We start from the raw sequence: 21,049 nt of genomic DNA on the forward strand, positions 1-21,049 counted from the left end.
AAGTGAATTAAATTCTAAGCTGTAACTGAATTAAAAACAGGTTATCATTATAGGTTGATGTATCTGGAATACTTCTATCGAATCTGTCAATTTCAAATCCCATTTCGATACGGCCTGTATACGATTTTCCAAATTCTAAACTGACCATTGGCGTGTAAGTAGTGCGCACATTTGAATTGACCTTGTAACTTGGGTCAAAAGTTTCGTAACGGCAAGAAATTTCAAATGCCGTGAGTTTATTATAATTTATCTCATATCTAAAATTCGGCAGAAAATATATGCCCCGCATTTGATAATCGGCTACATTATCTGTTCGGCTATCAACTGGCAAAGAGTAATACAAATTATGATTTGTTCCTTGCTTATACTCGATCTGCAAATCGAAACTAAGTTTGTCTGTTATTTTAAAATCGCTGGTAATATCAGCTCCTAATGCAAAAACATCTTCTTTAAAAACCTTTCCAAAACCTCCGTTTAAACCTAGATTAATTTTATGCTCTTTTGACAAACCGAAAACCCATCTTGAAGAATATTGTTTCCCGTTGTCTTTATCCATTTCTGCATTTTTCCCATTTCCATTTAGAACAGAAACAGCGTAATTTACTGGAATTTTCCCAAGATCAAAAGCTCCTGTTGCCGATGCTCCAATCTGAAAACTCGTCCATCCGTTTTTTCCAAATTCATAATACTGATTTGAAAAATCAAAAGACTTAATAATATCCGCCGGAACAAGCTCCTCAATACCAAATGCTGGACGAAATTGCCCTCCTGTTAAAGCTATATATTTATTAAAAGTATATTTTCCGTAGGCGTTTTCAAGAACTTTCCCTTTAGGATCAGATTTAAAATCAGCTAAATTGACCAGAATTACAATTTCTGTTGTCTCGCTTAACTTTGTAGTCAATCCGACACGCATTCTTTTTATATCAAAAGAACTTTGAACCGCATCTCCTGTCGAATGATGCATTCCTAAAACGTCTACATTATCCCCGAAACTTTCTAGGTATCTCGCTTGCAGCAGTCCTTTTAATTGAAATTGCGGATATTTTACTTCTTCAATTTCTTTTTTATCAGTTGCTTGATTCACATCTCCTTGGGCATGCAAAAAAAATGGCATTATAAGAAAAAGAAAAACAAATGGCATTAGTAGACTTTTATTCATAGGCTTAAAATAAATGAAACAGTAATGCTAGTAGAGCAATTTAGAAATCAGCTCTTTATTCTTAAGGCAAAAAGTTAACTACTTATTAATCAACGCGAAATAAGAATACTAAAATAACAAAAAAAGATGTTTTATGTAAAAAAAATTGCATTAAAATTTTGTTATAAATATTCCAACAAAAAAAAGGACATAAGAATAAACTTATGTCCTTTAAAATTTATATTGAAAAATATTATTTTTCTATCTCTCTCATAGAATCCATTTTCTTATGCGCTAAGAAACCAGCAACATCTTCAAAATGCTCTTTTACTCTTTTGTTTCCGAATTCAAAAACTTTAGTTGCTAATCCGTCAAGGAAATCACGATCGTGAGAAACCAAGATTAAAGTTCCATCAAAATCCCTTAAAGCATCTTTAATAATATCTTTCGTTTTCATATCCAAGTGATTTGAAGGCTCATCCAGAATTAACAAGTTAACTGGCTCCAACAACAATTTCACCATTGCCAAACGCGTTTTTTCTCCTCCAGAAAGTACTTTTACTTTTTTAGTAATATCGTCTCCCTGAAACATAAACGCCCCTAAAATATTTTTAATCTGCGTTCTAATATCACCAACAGCAATATTATCGATAGTTTCAAAAATCGTAGCATTTTCGTCTAACAATGAAGCCTGATTTTGAGCAAAATATCCAATTTGAGAATTGTGTCCAATTTCTACACTTCCTTCATCAACTCCGATTTCTTTCATGATCGCTTTGATCATTGTTGACTTTCCTTCTCCATTTTTACCAACAAAAGCTACTTTTTGTCCACGCTCTATCACGATATTGGCATCTTTAAAAACCACATGATCGCCATACGATTTAGACATTTCTTTTACAATAACAGGATATTGACCAGAACGTGCAGCAGGCGGAAATTTCAAACGCAAAGCAGAGGTGTCAACTTCATCAACCTGCACGATGTCTAATTTTTCAAGCATTTTTACACGAGACTGAACAGCATCAGTTTTAGAGAAAGTTCCTTTAAAACGATCAATAAAAGCACGGTTTTCAGCAATCATTTTCTGTTGTTCGTCGTATGCTTTTTGCTGATGAATTCTACGATCTTTTCTTAGTTCTAAATAATGAGTATATTTTGCTTTGTAATCGTAAATTCTCCCCATCGTAACTTCGATAGTTCTGTTTGTAATATTATCAACAAACGCTCTATCGTGCGAAATTACCACTACAGCTTTGGCCTGATTCAATAAGAATTCTTCTAACCATTGAATACTTTCAATGTCCATGTGATTCGTAGGCTCATCCAACAAAATCAAATCTGGTTTTCTCAATAAGATTTTTGCCAATTCGATACGCATTCTCCATCCTCCAGAAAATTCAGAAGTCTGACGATTAAAATCCTCACGTTCAAAACCTAAACCAACTAAGATTTTCTCAACTTCAGCTTCGTAGTTAACTTCTTCAATAGCATAAAATTTCTCGCTTAAGTCAGAAACTCTTTCGATCAATTTCATGTATTCGTCACTTTCATAATCGGTACGAACTGTCAATTGTTCATTAATATTATCGATTTCAGCTTTCATTGTAAAAATCTCACTGAAAGCTTTTGACGCTTCTTCCATAACCGTTGCGCCATCTTCAGCAAGCAAATGCTGTGGCAAGTAAGCGATTACAGCTTCTTTTGGAGCAGAAACGTTTCCAGTTGAAGGCTTGTTTGCTCCTGCAATTATCTTTAAAAGTGTAGATTTTCCCGCACCATTTTTACCCATAAGGGCAATTTTATCATTTTCATTAATAGCAAAAGAAACATCGCTAAAAAGTGTAGTTCCGCCAAACTGAACCGAAATATCGTTAACTGTAATCATTTGTTCTTGTTAATTTGTTTAATCGGTTAATCGTTTATCTGACTACCCATTTTTTTCGTGCTGCAAAGATAGATTAATTAGATAATTAGGCAATTTGAAAATTAGATAATTTTGAAAATGTGTCGATTAGATAATTTACTAATTAATAATACGTTAATTCTAATAAACAAAACCTAAATGGTTTTTAACATTTGGAAAATTTAATCTTAACTTGTACTATAATTTAAAATCAGCGAAATATGAGAACGAAATTAAAACTGACCGTTTACTTAATTGCAGGGTTACTATTTGGACTTTCTGCAAATGCACAAAAAACTGTAATTAAAAAAGAAGCTTTACCCGCAAATGCGCAAACTTTTTTAAAGACACATTTCGGATCGAAAAAACCGAGCTATATATTACAAGACAAAGACATTCTTTCTACAGAATACAAAGTAAAATTTAACAATGAGATTGAAATCGAATTTGACAAGAAAGGAAACTGGAAAGAAGTTGATGGAAAAAGTAACAATATTCCAAAATCTATAGTTCCTAAAAAAATCGCTTCTTACATAAAAGAAAATTTCCCAAAAGAAAAAGTAACCAAAATCGAAATCGAAAGTTCTGGTTACGAAACGAAACTTACTAACGGTCTGGAATTAAAATTCAACTTGAAAGAAGATTTTATTAAAATTGACAAATAAGAAAATGTGGCAATTTGATAATGTTACAATTAGAAAATTATCAAAACTCTAAATAAAACAAAACCCGACAGGTTTTTGAAATCTGTCGGGTTTAAAAAAATTATCTAATTTTCAAATTGACTAATTATCTAATTAATCCTTTCTCCATTTTTTAGTTTCTTCGAAAACATGTTCTAAGATCGCCTGTTCCGTTTCATCAAAATCGATATTTCTTCTTGACAAAACCAAACGTGCTGTTTCGAACGCTTTTTTAGTTACGTAAGTTGTAAATCCTGCTGCACCGCCCCAAGAAAAACTTGGAACAAAATTACGAGGAAAACCAGATCCGAAAATATTAGCGCTTACACCAACAACAGTTCCAGTATTAAACATTGTATTGATTCCGCATTTACTGTGATCTCCCATCATCAAACCGCAAAACTGAAGTCCGGTTTTAGCAAAACCTTCTGTTTCGTAGCTCCATAATTTCACTTCTTCGTAATTGTTTTTTAGGTTTGAATTATTAGAATCTGCACCGATATTGCACCATTCTCCTAAAACAGAATCTCCTAAAAATCCTTCGTGTCCTTTGTTTGAATTAGCAAAAAGAACTGAATTTTTCACTTCTCCGCCAATTCTAGATCCAGGTCCGACAGTTGTTGCGCCATAAACTTTGGCTGACATTTTTACCATTGCATTTTCACATAAAGCGAATGGTCCGCGAATTACAGTTCCTTCCATAATTTCGGCATTCTTACCTATATATATAGGTCCGTTTGATGCATTTAAAGTTACAAACTCTAATTTTGCTCCTTCTTCGATAAAAATATTTTCTGGAGCAATTACATTAACGCTTTTAGGAATTGGTTGCGAAGTGCGATCTTCTGTCAAGTATTTAAAATCCTGACGAATTGCCGCATCGTTTTTAGAGAAAATATCCCAAGTATGTTCAATCGTAATAGAATCTTCGTTGTATTGAATAATTTCGTAAGAATCAAAATCGACTTCTTCCTGATTTTCGTTTGCAAAAAATGCAATTACATCTTCACCTTTAAATATTGCTTGGTTTTCTGTTAAATTAGAAACCATCTCTGCAAGAGTATCATTTGGCAGATACGCTGCATTGATCATTACGTTTTCTTCCATTTCAACCATTGGGAATTTTTCCGACAAATATTCCTCAGTTATTGTAGTAGTTGTCGAGCCAAGATATTTTTCCCATTTTTGACGAATGGTCATAATTCCGACTAAAATATCAGCTACTGGTCTAGTAAAAGTAAAAGGTAATAAAGCATTCCGAACGGGGCCGTCGAAAAGAATGTAGTTCATAAATAATTGAGTGTTTATTAAAAATTGATTTGGTTACCTGCCTCAAAGTTACAAATATTTTACTGTTTTAATCAAAAACCACTTTAACGAAAAGTAATATTTGACGCATAAAAAAAGCCTTCCAGAGTTTGGAAGGCTTTTATATAATTTAAAACAGCTATTATTTTTTAGCGTGTTTAGCGTATTTAGTTTTGAATTTATCAATACGTCCTGCAGTATCGATAAGTTTAGATTTACCAGTATAAAAAGGGTGAGATGTTCTAGAAATCTCCATTTTTACAACTGGATACTCAACTCCGTCAACTTCAATTGTTTCTCTTGTATCTGCAGTAGATTTAGTGATAAAAACTTCATCATTAGACATGTCTTTAAATGCAACTAATCTGTAATTTTCTGGGTGAACTCCTTTTTTCATCTTTTCTTTTATTTATTGTTTTAGAGCATTTTTATTTTGAAGCTTTTTCATGGTTAGAAAAAGGTATAAACAAGCATTACTCTTTTTTGTTTAAAAATTTAATTATTTTTGAGTGTGCAAATTTACAATTCTTTTTTAATAAACAAACAGTTAGCCTGCTTTTTTTTAGTTTATTTCGAAAAGCTTTTTTTATATCCGATTATAGTGGGAATTACTATATTTGTGGATTATTTTTAAACCTATCAAATATGATTAATGAAGTTATAAAAAAGAATGGTGTTACGTATGGTGTAATGATCGGAATTGCATCGGCTTTGGTGACCGCTACAATCTATGCTGTTGATTTAAATTTGTTTACAGCTTGGTGGATGGGGATACTAGGAATCGTAATAAGCCTTACAATTAGTATTATTTTACTTTCTAAAACTAAGAAAGAGTTAAATGGAGTTTTTCCTTTCAAAGAAGCTTTTACTACTTATTTTATAGCTGCAGTAATCGGTATTTTGATATCGACAACTTTTAACATTGTATTATTTAATGTAGTTGATCCAGGCGCAAAAGATACTTTGAGCGAAATTATGATTAAATATACTGTTGGAATGATGCAAAAATTTGGCACACCTGCTTCAGCAATTAACGAAACTATTGCTAAAATGAAAGAAAGCAATCCGTATTCTACTATTGAACTATTAAAAGGATCTGTTTTTGCTATCGTTGTTAGCGCAATTTTCGGCTTAATTTTCGCAGCATTTTTTAAAAGCAAATCTACACAAGAATAAAAATATAAATGAATTTATCTATACTTATACCGCTTCTAAACGAGGAGGAATCACTTAAAGAGCTCTATACATGGATCATTAAAGTGATGCAATCTAACAATTACTCTTATGAAATCATTTTTGTAGATGATGGCAGTACAGATAATTCTTGGCAGATTATTGAAGGATTTTCTAACGAAAACCCAAATGTAAAAGGAATTCGTTTCATGAAAAATTTTGGAAAATCTCAAGCTTTACATGCTGGTTTTGCAAAAGCAAAAGGTGATGTTATTATTACAATGGATGCTGACTTGCAAGACAGTCCAGACGAGATTCCTGAATTGTACGAAATGATTACAGCTCATAAATTCGATTTGGTTTCGGGCTGGAAAAAGAAGCGTTATGACTCTGTTGTAGCAAAAAATCTTCCTTCAAAATTATTTAACTGGGCGGCTAGAAAAACTTCTGGTGTTGAGTTAAACGATTTTAACTGCGGATTGAAAGCGTACAAAAACGTCGTAGTAAAAAACATCGAAGTTTCTGGCGAAATGCACCGCTACATTCCTGTTTTGGCTAAAAATGCCGGATTCGGAAAAATTGGTGAAAAGGTAGTAATTCACCAAGCTAGAAAATATGGTGAAACTAAATTCGGAATGGAGCGTTTCATAAACGGTTTCCTAGATTTGATTACGATTTGGTTTTTATCTAGATTCGGAAAAAGACCAATGCACTTATTCGGCGCTATGGGATCTTTAATGTTTATTATCGGATTTTTATCTGCAGGATACATTGGCGTTTCTAAACTATATCATATGTATACTGGAATGAAATATACTTTGGTTACCAACAATCCATGGTTTTATATTGCTTTAACTACTATGATTCTTGGTACTCAATTATTTTTAGCAGGTTTCTTAGGAGAAATTATTCTAAGAACTAAAAGCAATGAAGCACGTTACAAAGTAGCCCGAGAAGTTAATTTTTAACGTAAAGCCATAGCCCTGATGGGAACGGCATCCTTTTGTGGTGGGGTTCACCACAAAAGATATAGTGTACAGCAGGATTAGCTCCTGAAAAAAAACTTATCTTTAATTAAAACTAAAAAAGACATTACATGAATATCGCACCAAATATATTAGACGCTGTAAACGAATGGTTAACACCAACGTTTGATCAGGAAACGCAAGCTGCTGTTAAGGAATTAATGACAACTTCTCCAAAAGAACTTGAAGAGAGTTTTTACAAAAACTTAGAGTTTGGAACTGGCGGAATGCGCGGTGTTATGGGTATTGGAAACAACCGAATCAACAAATATACGCTTGGAAAAAACACTCAGGGATTATCTGATTATATGCATCAAGTTTTTCCAAACGAGCCTTTAAAAGTTGCTATTGCTTATGATTGCCGTCATAATAGTAATACTTTGGCAAAAGTTGTAGCGGATGTTTTCTCTGCAAACGGAATTCAAGTTTATTTGTTTTCTGATTTAAGACCAACTCCAGAATTATCTTTTGCGCTTAAACATTTAAAATGTCAGTGCGGAATCGTTTTAACTGCTTCTCACAATCCACCAGAATACAACGGTTACAAAGTATACTGGCAAGATGGAGGACAAATTGTTCCTCCTCAAGACAAAGAAATTGTCAATGAAATTGAAAACTTAAGCTATGACAAAATCAAATTTAACGCAAACGAAGATTTGATTCAATACATTGATACTGAAATAGACAAAGCATTTATAAAATCGTCTATCGAAAACGCAAGTTTTAATACTCCGGCTGAAGCCAAAGACAATCTTCATGTTGTTTTTACTTCATTGCACGGAACTTCTATAAAATCAATTCCAGATACTTTATCGCAGGCTGGATACAAAAATGTACATATTGTTCCTGAACAAGCTGTTCCAGATGGGAATTTCCCAACAGTAAAATCTCCAAATCCAGAAGAACCAGAAGCTTTGACAATGGCTTTGGCTTTGGCTGACAAAACAAATTCTGACATTGTAGTGGGAACAGACCCTGATTGTGACCGTTTAGGAGTTGCTGTTCGTAACAACGATGGCAAAATGATTTTATTGAACGGAAACCAGACTATGGTTTTAATGACTTCTTTCTTATTGAAACAATGGAAAAAAGCTGGTAAATTAAACGGAAAACAATTCGTTGGTTCAACAATTGTTTCAACACCAATGATGATGGAATTGGCAACAAGCTATGGTGTTGAGTGTAAAGTTGGATTGACTGGTTTCAAATGGATTGCAAAAATGATCAAAGATTTTCCAGAACTTGAATTTATCGGTGGTGGTGAAGAAAGTTTCGGATTTATGGTTGGAGACGCTGTTAGAGACAAAGATGCCGTTGCAGCTACTTTATTAATTTGCGAAGTTGCCGCTCAAGCGAAAGCCGCAGGAAGTTCAGTTTACAAAGAGCTTTTACAACTTTATGTTGAAAATGGTTTCTACAAAGAATATTTAGTTTCATTAACTAAAAAAGGAATGGAAGGCTTACAAGAAATCAACCAAATGATGATTGATTTACGTGAGAATCCTTTAAATGAAGTTAACGGACAAAGAGTTATTATGGTTGAAGATTACCAATCTTCTATTGCATTAAACTTATTAGACGGATCTGAATCGACAATGGATATTCCGAAATCGAATGTATTGATTTATTACACAGAAGACGGGTCTAAAATTTGCGCAAGACCTAGTGGAACTGAACCTAAAATTAAATTTTACATCAGTGTAAATGCTGAAATCGAATCGGTTTCAGATTTTGAGGAAGCAGAGAAATTCTTAGACAGCAAAATACAAAATATCATTGCAGATATGCAATTGAATTAAAAAAACACAAATACAATATTTAAAACCCGATATGTTTCTATTAACTATCGGGTTTTAATGGTAAAAAACACCAAAATGAGTAATTTCAAAAAAATAGTTCCTTTTATATACCCGTATAAAAAATACGCGTTCTTAAACATCTTTTTCAATGTTTTGTACGCACTGTTTAGCACACTTTCGTTCGTTGCGTTAATACCGATGCTTCAGGTTTTATTTGAAAAAGGAAAAAAAATCACAACTGAACCAGTTTATGAAGGCATTTTCAAAATAAAAGATTACGCTGAAGACTATTTGGCTTATTACATAACCACATCGCAGCAAAACAACGAACCAGGTTACGTTCTTTCTGTAATGGTTGCCATCATTATTTCGATCTTTTTACTTAAAAACTTAGCCGATTATTTGGCCATGTTTTTCATCAATTTCCTTCGAAATGGAGTATTAAAAGATATGCGAAATGCATTGTACAAAAAAACACTAGAACTTCCTTTGGCATTTTATTCTGAAAAAAGAAAAGGAGATGTAATTTCTAGAATTTCAGCTGACGTAAATGAGGTGCAAAACTCCTTTTTAGCAATTTTAGAACTTATTGTAAAAGAACCTTTAACGATTATTTTTACAATAACCACTATGCTTATCATCAGTGCTAAACTGACTTTGTTTGTTTTCATTTTCATTCCTGTTTCTGGATATATCATTTCATTAATCGGAAAACAGCTTAAAAAACAATCTACTAAAGCTCAAGAAGAACAAGGAAGATTTCTTTCTACAATTGAAGAAACAATTGGTGGATTGAAAGTTGTAAAAGGTTATAATTCTGAAAATTACTTTAACAAAGTTTTTCAAAATTCAACAGAACGCTTTTTTACTTTATCAAATAGTATTGGAAACCGTCAAAACTTAGCTTCTCCTGCAAGTGAATTTATGGGAATCACTGTAATTGCAATTTTACTTTGGTACGGAGGTCAGATGGTTTTGATTGACAAAACCTTAGAAGGCGCTGCATTTATCGCTTACATGGGATTAGCTTATAACATTCTAACTCCTGCAAAAGCCATTTCTAAAGCTTCTTACGGAGTAAAAAGAGGAAATGCCGCAGCAGAGCGTGTTCTTGAAATTCTAGAGCAAGAAAATACTATTGTTTCTAAAGAAAATGCTATTGAAAAAACAACTTTTGACGACACAATCAGTGTTCAGAATGTAAACTTTAAATATGAAGAAGAAACAGTTCTAAAAGACTTTTCTCTTCAAATTAAAAAAGGACAAACTGTTGCTTTGGTTGGACAATCTGGAAGTGGAAAAAGTACGATCGCCAATTTATTGACTCGTTTTTATGATGTTAACGACGGTTCAATTTCTATCGACGGAATTAACATTAAAGACATGAATCTGCAATCGCTTCGCAGCTTGATGGGATTGGTAACGCAAGACAGTATTTTATTTAATGACACTATTAAAGCAAACATTTCTTTAGGAAAATTAGATGCTACTGATGATGAAATTATTGAAGCGCTTAAAATTGCAAATGCTTTTGAATTTGTAAAAGATCTTCCGCAAGGAATTTATACTAACATCGGAGATAGCGGAAACAAACTTTCTGGAGGACAAAAACAACGTTTATCGATTGCTCGTGCTGTATTGAAAAATCCGCCGATTATGATTTTGGATGAAGCAACATCAGCATTGGATACAGAAAGCGAAAAATTTGTTCAAGTTGCTCTTGAAAATATGATGCAAAACAGAACTTCGATTGTAATTGCACACCGTCTTTCTACTATTCAAAAAGCAGATGTGATTGTGGTTATGCAAAAAGGAAAAATCGTTGAACAAGGAACTCATGAAGAATTGATCGCACTCAACGGAACTTACAATAAATTGGTGACCATGCAGTCTTTCGAATCGTAAGAAAAGAAAACATCAAAGCCAAATAATTCTACACAGATTAAGGAAATATTAAAACTCAGTTTAATTTCTTTAATCTGTGTTTATTTTTATAACTTTAGGTTAGTTAGAGAATAAATCATTTAATCTCACAAAAATGTATCTTAACAACCCAAACATTACGCTCCCCGAAGATCCTAACACCGTAGTTTGGAAATATTTGGACTTATCTAAATTCCTAGATTTACTGCTCTCAAAAAAGCTTTTCATGTCTCGTTCTGACAAATTTGAAGATCAATATGAAGGCACTTTCAGCGAACCTACTTACGAAGAGATTAAAAAGCTCGCCATCGATAATCCTGACTTTTTAAAATACTACAAAACCCAGCGCGAACAGGTCGCCATAAGTAGCTGGCATATTAACGAATATGAATCTTTTGCCATGTGGCAGATTTTCACGCAAAATAGCGAAGGATTAGCGATTCAATCTACAATTGGGAGATTGCAGAAGGCATTAAAACCTGAAAATAATTTTGACCAATATATTGGCGAAGTAAATTACATTGATTATAAAAAAGAATATATTCCGTTTGATGATTTGTTCTTTCCGTTTTTATTTAAACGAAAAAGCTTTCAATACGAACGTGAAGTCCGCATTATTACAGACACTTCCAAAAGCGACATCAAACTAAACGACGGATTAAAAATAAACGTAGACATCAATCAGTTAATTGAGAAAATATACATTCATCCAAAATCCGAAAACTGGTACAAAAAACTGGTAATAGAATTAGTTGAGCGTTTGGATTTTGGTTTTGAAATTGAAAAATCTGATTTGGAAAGTGATATTTTGATTTAAGATGCTAAGATACTAAGTTGCTAAGATTCTAAGTTTTTCTTATTGTGACTTAAATAAAAACCTCGTAGAATAAAATTTCTACGAGGTTTTTTATTTTTCAATCTATCCGAAAGAGAGCTTAGAATCTTAGCAACTTAGTATCTCAGAAGCTTAAATAGGCTTATAAGCTTTAACCTCCCATTTTTTTGAAGCCAAATCTATATAATTGTAATGCAAAACGTCATTTTTATCAAATTGGCCGTTTTGGTTCGTATCTTCAATTGTTCTAAAATACAAACGGTTTTTAGATTCAATTAAACTCCAATCTACCAATTCTTCTAAATCTGCTGAAACTTTTGTGAAATTTTCTCCACTGATATCGCTCAAGTATAAAGTTTTAATATCGCTGGTGTCAATTTTTCCGTCTTTATTAGTATCTGAATCTGTTAGCGTATAAACCATAACATTATTATGCGTTTTATCTGCAACAGTTTTCAAATAAGTAGCCGTTAAAATCAAAACTGGCTTATCAGACAAAGGTCGGATCGAATCTGAATCTACTTTTTGGAATTTTAAATTCTGTAAATATCCTGTAATTTCATATTCGCCTAAATTAGAAATCGTAAAACTCACGTCATTTACACTTGAAGTACCAAATCTAGCTTTAGATCCTCTTTCCAAAACTCTTAAATCTCCAACTGGGTGAATTAAATAATTTGTCCCTTCCAATTGAATTGGCAAATCGGCAATTTCAATTTGAGTTGTATCTGTTTTAGTAATACTTACTTTATTTGAAGCACCGTAGCTTACTTTTGGCTTTTGAACTTCTTCTCGGCAGCTAATTACTGTTCCAACAAGAATTATGGCGATATATTTAAAATACTTTTTCATCTATCAAGATTATATACGATTATCAAATATACTATTTTTGATTGTATTTTTTGTTTTTATTGAATTTTATGACCGAGTACGAAGCATATTAAAGCCTCGCATTTATCTTAACGTTAAAAACCCTCGAAGTCATATAATTTGGAATCGCATATTGATTTTTTGAATACACATCACGAACCCAAGTATTTGTAATCGCGTTTTGATTATTAAATAGATTAAAAATTTCCAGTCCAAGAGACAACTCTTTAAAGTTTTTCAGCCAACCTGTTTTTGTATTCTGCGTACTGCTATCGACAAAAACTTTTGCAAAACCAATATCGGCTCTTCTATAATCATTCAATCTATTTTGATACAAATACGGATCTGAGTATGCTGGTGCACCTCCCGGTAAACCTGTATTATAAACCAAATTCAAATACACTTTCACGCTCGGAATGTTCGGCATATAATCCTGAAACAACATCGCAAATTTCAAACGCTGATCTGTCGGACGAGCAATATATCCTTTGTTTTCATAATTTTCTTCCGTTTTCATATATCCAAAACTTACCCAAGATTCGGTTCCAGGAACAAATTCTCCATTTAATCTAAAATCCAAACCTTGTGCGTATGCTTTTGCATTATTATTGGCAACGTAACGAATACGAACATTATCTATCGAATAAACATTTACATCTGAAAGCGATTTATAATACAATTCTGTCACCCATTTAAAAGGACGGCCCCACATTTTAAAATTATAATCGTTACCCAAAACAACATGGACAGCTTCCTGTGCTTTCACATTCGGATTCACGACTCCTTCCAAATCACGTAATTCACGATAAAACGGCGGCTGATGATACAGTCCTCCAGAAATTCTAAAAACCATATCGCGATCCCAATCTGGTTTTATCGCAAACTGTGCACGTGGACTTACAACGAATTGTGTCTTTCCTTCTTCTGAAGCTCCCGAAACATTCCATCCTTGAAAACGCGCTCCCAAATGATACCAAATCTGATTTGAACCAATTTCCGATTGTTTATTCCACTGTGTATAACCAGAAAATCTATTTATGGTATTAAAATTTGTAGCACGAATATTTTGGTACGGCAAAAGTGGTCCAGCGTAAGGAGTGTAAGGTTCATTATTTCTAGGAAGCCCTAAAGGCGGATTTATAGAAAATCCTGCAGAATCAATGACCTCCCATTCCACTACTCGATCTCGGATTGATTCTCTAGTGTACTTTAAACCAAATTCTAACTGGCTTTCTTTCCAATCTTTAATTCCCTTCAATTCGATATTTGCAATCAAAGCATCTAAATCATTTCGAGCATGATTCAATTGAGAACCAATTCCGCGTGTAAAATCAATGGCAGATGCATTTTCTGGATCTTCGGCACTTACATTTCCTAAACGGTATTGCGCCAAAATATCAAAATGCTCTTTTTCTGTGGTATGAAATAAAGAACCGATTAATTTTAAAGTCAATGTAGGCGAAGCTTTGTAAGTTGTTTTTAAAGCTCCGAAATAAGTGTCATATTGATCTTTTTCTTGTCCGTCATAATAAACCGCAAGTGCCATTGGTTGATCTCCTGTTCCAAAATTAGTCTGACGCACCAAAGGCTCATATGAATATTTATTCTGAGAAATATTTCCTAAAAAGCTCATTTGCCATTTTTCAGAAATGTCATAATTTACATTGGTTTGAATATCAGCAAAAGTCGGTTTGTAATTTGTCTCCGTATCTTGACTATTTACCAAAAGACTGTTATTTCTGTAACGAACTCCAGTTACAGCAGACCATTTTTTATTTTTAGAAACCAAATCAACTGCCGCACTTCCGCCTAGAAAACTTGCTTCAAAAGCAGCTCCAAATTCTTTTGCTTTTCGATACGTAATATCTAAAACAGAAGATAATTTATCTCCAAATTTGGCTTGAAATCCACCAGCAGAAAACTCAACGTTCTGAACTAAATCTGTATTCGTAAAACTCAAACCTTCCTGCTGTCCCGAACGAATTAAAAACGGACGATATACTTCTACTTCATTAACATAAACTAGATTTTCATCATAATTTCCGCCTCGCACCATGTATTGCGAACTTAATTCATTGTTTGAATTAACTCCTGGAAGTGTTTTTAGAATGTTTTCGATTCCAGCATTTGCACCCGGAATTTTCTTTATAGTTTCAGTGTCAACAGATGTAATTCCTTGAACTCGTTTTCTATTTCCAGAAGAAACGAAAACTTCTCCCATTTGCTCCTCAGAATTATTCATAATTGGGTTGAAAACAAAAACTTCATTTGTTTTCAAACTAACTGTCAAACTCATCATTTTTAAGGAAACGTGAGTAAAAATCAAAGAAACTTTTTTGTTTGAAGGAATTACAATTTCATAAAAACCATTTGAATCAGATTGTACAAAAATATCTTGCGAAGAAACATTCACACCCGAAACAGGATGTTTTTCTGCATCTAAAATCAGCCCTTTAATACGAGCATTTTGAGCTAGTGAAATGCAGCTGAAAAATAAAAAGAGAAAAGCGAATGTAAACCTATTTTGATTCAAAGATTTTGAGTTTTATTTTTTTTGACTTCTAAAGAAACGTGTTTCAAAGATAGTAGTATTTCCTACATTATCAACTATCTCCATTTTTAAAACATTTTCACCTTCTGCCAAATACTGATCGTCAAAAGTATGTGTGATTCTTCTAGCTTTATTTTCAAATTCAAACAAAACCCAAGTTCCGTTTAAATAGCCGTTATACGATTTTATGCCAGACAAAGAATCGCTTATTGTGAAGTCAATTTTCTTTTGGTCGCTGATCCATTTTCCTTCAACAGGTTTTGCAATTTTTATAACTGGCGGTATTGTATCTAAAACCAAACCGTACGTTCCCAATATTTTTGCTTTCGCCGTAAAAACATCACCTTTTCTAACAGTTCCGTTATGGCTTGTTCCTTTTCCTATATAGAGTTTATCCCTTAAAGATTCTGGATAAGTGTCGTCTTTTATCGTAATTGTAAAATTAGAATGAACAGGAACCGTATCATCATGAATATAAACTTTGTTGTTTTTCACATCAAAATTCATATTAAAATCTTCATAAAAAGTTCCCGCTGGAAAGAAAACTGACATATTATCTTTTTCAAAATTAGCGTCTCTGTTATATTTTATAAAATACTGCCCATTAGGAGACTCCGCTTCTACAAGTGGCGTCGCAGCATCGAACTCAATTGGAACCGTAATCGAATTCATATTCCCAAAATAATCTGAAACCTCAATTTTGTAATTTGAAATCAAGTTAGGCTCTGCTTTTACAATACCTCGAAGAGAATCTGTTTTGATAATACTTAAAGCAAAAGGCGTTTTCATAAAAAGCTTCTGCACACGCTGTCCAGATTTTTTATATCTATAATAATCGATGAAAGCATTGATATAACGCATCTCATCAAAAGAATAGGTATTAAACTGATAATTATAATTCTGATTTCCGTTTAAAAAAGTCGAAACATTAAAAACACCATTTTTGTTATAAGAAACATCATCAGTATCTACAGCATTGATTCCAAAACCAATTTTTCCATTAGCTTTTACTTTAGAGGCCAAATACGTTCCATCTTTTTGAAGCGCCATATTAACCAACAAAGGCTGTTTTGAAAGATTTACAGTTCCGTTTTCCAAAGGATAAACGTATAAACTAGACAAAGTAGGCTTTTTGGTATCTTTTAAATTTTGATCAAAGCCAAAGAAGATTGGATTAATCACAAATTCTGTTTTAGTATCTCTTATTTCAAAATGAAGGTGTGGTCCTTCCGACGAGCCTGTATTTCCAGAAAGACCAATTATATCCCCTTTTGAAACAGGAAGTTCTCCTGGTTTTGGAAACATTTCAATTTCATATGCCTTTTCCTTGTAATGAGTAGCTTTTACACAATCCAAAATTGGTCCAACCGTTGTTTGTAAGTGTCCATAAACAGAAGTGTAGCCGTTTGGATGCGTAATGTAAATACATTTACCGTTTCCATAAGTCGAAATTTTAATTCGAGAAACATATCCATCGGCGATGGCATGAACAGTTAATCCTTCTCTTTGATTGGTTTTCAAATCAAAACCAGCATGAAAGTGATTGGGTCTTAACTCTCCAAAATTACCAGAAAGTTGCATCGGAATATCAAGTGGCGGACGGAAATAATCTTTAGGATATTGTGTTTGAGCAAACACAGAATTACAAATTAAAAGGGCAAGTACATATAATCTCATAAACAACATTTTTGCTAAGATAAGCAAAAATAAAGCAATAAAAGCAAGAAAAAACTTATAATTTTACAATTAATTGAAATACATCTATTTATCTATTTTAATGTAAAAAAATGGATAAAAAATTGCATTAATAAAAAGGAATATTAACTTTGTATGATTAAGTAATGAATAGGATGTATAATGAGTGTAATTGCAGAAATAATTGATACTCTTGAATATAAAGTCGAAAAGCTTTTTGAGAAATCAAAAGTTTTCGAGCAAAACAATCAAGTATTACGATTAGAATTAGCCAAAGCTGCGCAAATTATCCAGAAACAATCTGAGGAAATGGAAGCTTTGAAAAAGCAAAATGAAACACTTAAGATAGCCAATTCGTTGCTTGGCAGCGACAATAACAAGAGAGAGACAAAGCTTAAAATAAATTCATTAATTCGCGAAATTGATTACTGTATAGCACAACTATCAGATTAATAACATGGACGGAAAGCTTAGAATTAAAATATCAATTGCCGATCGCGTTTACCCTCTTACGGTTGAACCGGCTCAGGAAGAAGGACTTAGAAGTGCTTCTAAAAAAATTGATGTCATGATAAAGCAATTCGAAGAAAATTACGCCGTTCGTGACAAGCAAGATGTTCTAGCAATGTGTGCATTACAATTCGCATCACAAGTAGAACAAAAACAGATTGATAACGCAATCGATGGAGAAGAGACTATCGAAAGAATTAAAAGATTAAATTCGCTTTTAGATCAATATCTCGAAAAATAAACGTTCTTTACAGAAACTAAGATACTGCCTACATTAGTTCACAATTGGTAAACTCAACACTAACAATTTAGAATGAGCAAATCGTCGCTACTATAGTATGCCCTCCATTTGGCTGGGAAACTTGAACAGTGAGTTAGCTCAAAACTTGTCTTTACGAGTTTATACAAGCAATTAATGTAGGCTTTTTTTATATATAAACCCTAATAAACATGGACACCATAACGATCATTATTGGTATTGTGGGTATTGCAGCAGGATTTGCAATAGCTAAAATTATCGAGAAAAGTAATATTTCAAATCTAATCAAAAACGCTAAAAAAGAAGCAGCTTCTATCTTAAAGGATGCTAATTTAGAGGCAGAAAATATCAAAAAAGATAAAATCCTTCAAGCAAAAGAGCGTTTTATCGAACTTAAATCAGAGCATGAACAAGTTATTTTAGCACGCGATAAAAAAGTGGCTGAAGTAGAAAAACGTGTGCGCGATAAAGAATCTCAAGTTTCTAACGAACTTTCTAAAGCTAAAAAAGTAAATGATGAGTTCGAATCTAAAACAGCTGAATACAATAACAAAATTGAGGTTTTAGACAAAAAACAAGCTGAAGTTGATAAACTTCACAAGAGTCAATTGCAACAATTAGAAGTTATCTCTGGTCTTTCTGCTGAAGAAGCAAAAGAGCAATTAGTTGAAGGATTAAAATCTGAAGCAAAAACTAAAGCGATGTCTCATATTCAAGACACAATTGAAGAGGCAAAACTTACAGCACAACAAGAGGCTAAAAAGATTATCATCAATACGATCCAAAGAGTTGGAACTGAAGAAGCGGTTGAAAACTGCGTTTCTGTTTTTAATATTGAATCTGACGATGTAAAAGGACGTATTATCGGACGTGAAGGACGTAACATTAGAGCTCTTGAAGCTGCAACCGGAGTTGAAATCATCGTAGATGATACGCCAGAAGCAATCATTCTTTCTTGTTTTGATCCTGTTCGTAGAGAAATCGCTCGTTTGTCTTTACACAAATTAGTGACAGACGGTCGTATTCACCCTGCAAGAATTGAAGAAGTTGTTGCTAAAACAGCAAAACAAATCGACGATGAAATTATTGAAGTTGGAAAACGTACAGTAATTGACCTAGGAATTCACGGTTTACACCCAGAATTAATTAAAGTAGTGGGTAGAATGAAATACCGTTCTTCTTACGGACAAAACTTATTACAGCACTCAAGAGAGGTTTCTAAACTTTGCGGTATTATGGCTGCAGAATTAGGATTGAACGTAAAATTAGCTAAAAGAGCTGGTTTATTACACGACATTGGAAAAGTGCCCGATACAGAGAGTGATTTACCACACGCCCTTTTAGGTATGCAATGGGCTGAGAAATACGGTGAAAAAGAAGAAGTTTGCAACGCAATTGGAGCTCACCACGATGAGATCGAAATGAAGTCTTTATTATCTCCAATTATTCAAGTTTGTGATGCTATTTCTGGAGCTAGACCAGGTGCAAGACGCCAGGTTTTAGATTCTTACATTCAACGTCTAAAAGATCTTGAAGATGTAGCTTACGGATTCAGCGGTGTTAAAAATGCTTACGCAATCCAAGCTGGTAGAGAGCTTCGTGTAATTGTAGAAAGTGAAAAAGTTTCAGACGACAACGCAGCAAACTTATCTTTCGAAATTTCACAAAAAATTCAAACAGAAATGACTTATCCTGGACAAGTAAAAGTTACAGTTATTAGAGAAACGAGAGCTGTAAATATTGCTAAATAAATCTCTGGAAATATATTAAAAACAAAAGGCTGTCCATTGACAGCCTTTTGTTTTTAATATATTTAGGTTTTACATATCATTAAAAACAATTTTAAAACTTGTTCCCACTCCTACTTCACTTTGTACTTCAACAGTTCCTTTCATCGCTTCAATTTGATTTCTTGTAATATACAATCCAATGCCTCTAGCTTCTTCATGTTTATGAAAGGTTTTATACATTCCAAACAATAAATCACCATAGACATTCAAATCGATTCCAAGGCCATTATCTGTAATCTTCAACGATTTAAAACCTTCTGGCTCAATTGCAAAATCAAAAGTAATTATCGGATTGCGATCGGGATGCCCGTATTTAATTGCGTTTGTTGTAAAATTCAGCAAAACACTTTCCATATACGCCGGATTAAAATTAATCGTCAAATACTTTGGAACATTGTTTATAATCGTCACTTTTCGCTGTTTATCATAACCTTTGATTGTCGAAATCGTCTTTTCGATATACTCACAAAGTTTTAATGGAACAACCGCTATATTAATATTACTCTGCGTTTTTACAATTTGAGTAAGATTAGAAATAGTATCATTGAGATCATTAGAAACGGCGCGCAAATATTCCAGCATTTCTGCTACGGTCTGCTTGTTAACATCAGCATCAATAAGATCCAAAATCGATTTTATATTTCCAGCCTGCGTATTTAAATTATGTGAAACAATGTGCGAAAAATTCAATAATCGACTATTTTGATCACTGTATAATTTCATTGTTTTCAAAAGATCCAGCTCTTTTTCTTTTTGTCCTGAAACATCTGTATGAGTTCCAATTACACGCAAAGGCCTCCCGTTTTCATCTCGTTTGATTACTTTTCCTCGATCTAAAATCCACTTGTAGTTGCCACTAGAAGTCATTACACGATGGTAATTTTCATAAAACGGAATCTTGTTATCAAAATGCTCATGAATGTCTGAATAGTATTTTGGAAGATCATCAGGATGTACAATCTTATCCCAACGCTCTGGATCGTCAATAATATCTGCAGAATCTAGTTCTAAAATTTTAAGAGACAATGAAGAGTAAAAAACACGATTAGTAACCATATCCCAGTCCCAAATTCCAACTGTAGAAGCATCGAGAGCAAATTGAAAACGTTCTTCGGAAATTTTAAGTTTCTCTTCTTTATCTTTTAATTCGGTAATATCCGAAACATGTCCGTAAAAAACTACATTTCCATCTTTTCCAGATTCCGTTTTTGATGAAACCTTAAACCAGCGCATTCCTTTTTTGGGAAGAATAGCGCGAAATTCAATTTCCCAAGGTTTTATTTCTTTTCGAGCTTTTACTAAAGATTGAAAAAAACATTCACGATCCTTCGGAATAATTCGATCGTAAACTATAAACTTTATATCATTATTAAAATCTGTTGCAGAGAGTTCAAATATTTCATCTGCCGATTTACTTACAAGGGGAAAGGTGTAATTATTATTGGCATCAATAACAAATTGAAAAAGTAGGTCGGGCATTTCGGCCAATAATTTTTTATAAAAATTATTTACCTCTAAGCAATCATCATTTCCATACAAATCAAAAACCATATACTACTTTTTTATGTAAATAAGATATTC

General features: G+C 33.2%; 17 protein-coding genes. 9 read left to right on the forward strand and 8 right to left on the reverse strand.

Translation table 11 applies throughout. The features are described from left to right. Positions 1-7 precede the first annotated feature (7 nt). Both QLQ96_RS00550 and QLQ96_RS00555 read right to left on the reverse strand, forming a co-directional pair. Positions 8-1,144 (reverse strand): porin, encoded by a 1,137-nt coding sequence (locus QLQ96_RS00550; protein WP_482493792.1) that lies wholly within the window; start codon positions 1,142-1,144, stop codon positions 8-10. A 250-nt stretch (positions 1,145-1,394) separates the two neighbouring features. Beyond that, positions 1,395-3,029 (reverse strand): ABC-F family ATP-binding cassette domain-containing protein, encoded by a 1,635-nt coding sequence (locus QLQ96_RS00555; protein ID WP_482493794.1) that lies wholly within the window; start codon positions 3,027-3,029, stop codon positions 1,395-1,397. A 239-nt stretch (positions 3,030-3,268) separates the two neighbouring features. Between QLQ96_RS00555 and QLQ96_RS00560 the strand changes: the two genes are divergently transcribed. Continuing rightward, on the forward strand, positions 3,269-3,712 hold the full coding sequence (locus QLQ96_RS00560) for a PepSY-like domain-containing protein (RefSeq protein ID WP_482493797.1): 444 nt from the start codon (positions 3,269-3,271) through the stop codon (positions 3,710-3,712). A 132-nt stretch (positions 3,713-3,844) separates the two neighbouring features. On the opposite strand, the gene QLQ96_RS00565 is transcribed toward QLQ96_RS00560, so the two are convergent. After that, positions 3,845-5,020 carry a GlmU family protein gene (locus QLQ96_RS00565; RefSeq protein WP_482493799.1) on the reverse strand — a complete coding sequence of 392 codons (1,176 nt, stop codon included), beginning with the start codon at positions 5,018-5,020 and terminating at the stop codon, positions 3,845-3,847. Between the two features lie 160 nt (positions 5,021-5,180). Then, positions 5,181-5,435 (reverse strand): type B 50S ribosomal protein L31, encoded by a 255-nt coding sequence (locus QLQ96_RS00570; protein ID WP_482493801.1) that lies wholly within the window; start codon positions 5,433-5,435, stop codon positions 5,181-5,183. A 248-nt stretch (positions 5,436-5,683) separates the two neighbouring features. Here QLQ96_RS00570 and QLQ96_RS00575 point away from each other — a divergent pair, with 248 nt between their 5' ends. From QLQ96_RS00575 to QLQ96_RS00595, 5 genes are all read left to right on the forward strand, one after another. Continuing rightward, on the forward strand, positions 5,684-6,214 hold the full coding sequence (locus QLQ96_RS00575; RefSeq protein WP_482493803.1) for a DUF4199 domain-containing protein: 531 nt from the start codon (positions 5,684-5,686) through the stop codon (positions 6,212-6,214). Positions 6,215-6,222: 8 nt separating this feature from the next. Next, the gene (locus QLQ96_RS00580) at positions 6,223-7,179 is read left to right on the forward strand and encodes a glycosyltransferase family 2 protein (RefSeq protein ID WP_482493805.1); all 957 of its coding nucleotides are present in this window, start codon (positions 6,223-6,225) and stop codon (positions 7,177-7,179) included. A 128-nt stretch (positions 7,180-7,307) separates the two neighbouring features. After that, entirely contained in the window at positions 7,308-9,035 is a 1,728-nt protein-coding gene (locus QLQ96_RS00585) for a phospho-sugar mutase (protein WP_482493807.1), read from the forward strand. 75 nt (positions 9,036-9,110) lie between these two features. After that, positions 9,111-10,940 (forward strand): ABC transporter ATP-binding protein, encoded by a 1,830-nt coding sequence (locus tag QLQ96_RS00590; protein ID WP_482493808.1) that lies wholly within the window; start codon positions 9,111-9,113, stop codon positions 10,938-10,940. Positions 10,941-11,073: 133 nt separating this feature from the next. Then, positions 11,074-11,775, forward strand: coding sequence for a DUF2971 domain-containing protein (locus QLQ96_RS00595; RefSeq protein WP_379692843.1), 702 nt, complete (start codon positions 11,074-11,076; stop codon positions 11,773-11,775). Positions 11,776-11,925: 150 nt separating this feature from the next. On the opposite strand, the gene QLQ96_RS00600 is transcribed toward QLQ96_RS00595, so the two are convergent. The 3 genes from QLQ96_RS00600 to QLQ96_RS00610 all read right to left on the reverse strand — a co-directional run bounded on the left by QLQ96_RS00600 (position 11,926) and on the right by QLQ96_RS00610 (position 16,891). After that, positions 11,926-12,645 carry a hypothetical protein gene (locus QLQ96_RS00600; RefSeq protein WP_482493810.1) on the reverse strand — a complete coding sequence of 240 codons (720 nt, stop codon included), beginning with the start codon at positions 12,643-12,645 and terminating at the stop codon, positions 11,926-11,928. Between the two features lie 88 nt (positions 12,646-12,733). After that, the gene (locus QLQ96_RS00605) at positions 12,734-15,196 is read right to left on the reverse strand and encodes a TonB-dependent receptor plug domain-containing protein (RefSeq protein ID WP_482493812.1); all 2,463 of its coding nucleotides are present in this window, start codon (positions 15,194-15,196) and stop codon (positions 12,734-12,736) included. A gap of 12 nt (positions 15,197-15,208) precedes the next feature. Next, positions 15,209-16,891 (reverse strand): M23 family metallopeptidase, encoded by a 1,683-nt coding sequence (locus tag QLQ96_RS00610; protein WP_482493814.1) that lies wholly within the window; start codon positions 16,889-16,891, stop codon positions 15,209-15,211. A gap of 180 nt (positions 16,892-17,071) precedes the next feature. On the opposite strand from QLQ96_RS00610, the gene QLQ96_RS00615 reads away from it, so the two are divergent. The 3 genes from QLQ96_RS00615 (at position 17,072) to rny (ending at position 19,429) form a co-directional block, all read left to right on the forward strand. Continuing rightward, a complete protein-coding gene (locus QLQ96_RS00615) occupies positions 17,072-17,362 on the forward strand; it encodes a hypothetical protein (RefSeq protein WP_482493816.1) in 291 nt (96 codons plus the stop codon). A gap of 4 nt (positions 17,363-17,366) precedes the next feature. Then, a complete protein-coding gene (locus tag QLQ96_RS00620) occupies positions 17,367-17,660 on the forward strand; it encodes a cell division protein ZapA (RefSeq protein WP_482493818.1) in 294 nt (97 codons plus the stop codon). 209 nt (positions 17,661-17,869) lie between these two features. Next, a complete protein-coding gene (gene rny, locus QLQ96_RS00625) occupies positions 17,870-19,429 on the forward strand; it encodes a ribonuclease Y (protein WP_482493820.1) in 1,560 nt (519 codons plus the stop codon). Positions 19,430-19,498: 69 nt separating this feature from the next. Here the strand turns inward: rny and QLQ96_RS00630 are convergent, their stop codons facing one another. Next, on the reverse strand, positions 19,499-20,947 hold the full coding sequence (locus QLQ96_RS00630; protein WP_482493822.1) for a PAS domain-containing sensor histidine kinase: 1,449 nt from the start codon (positions 20,945-20,947) through the stop codon (positions 19,499-19,501). Between the last annotated feature and the right edge of the window lie 102 nt (positions 20,948-21,049).

Source organism: Flavobacterium sp. B167r (assembly GCF_056824315.1).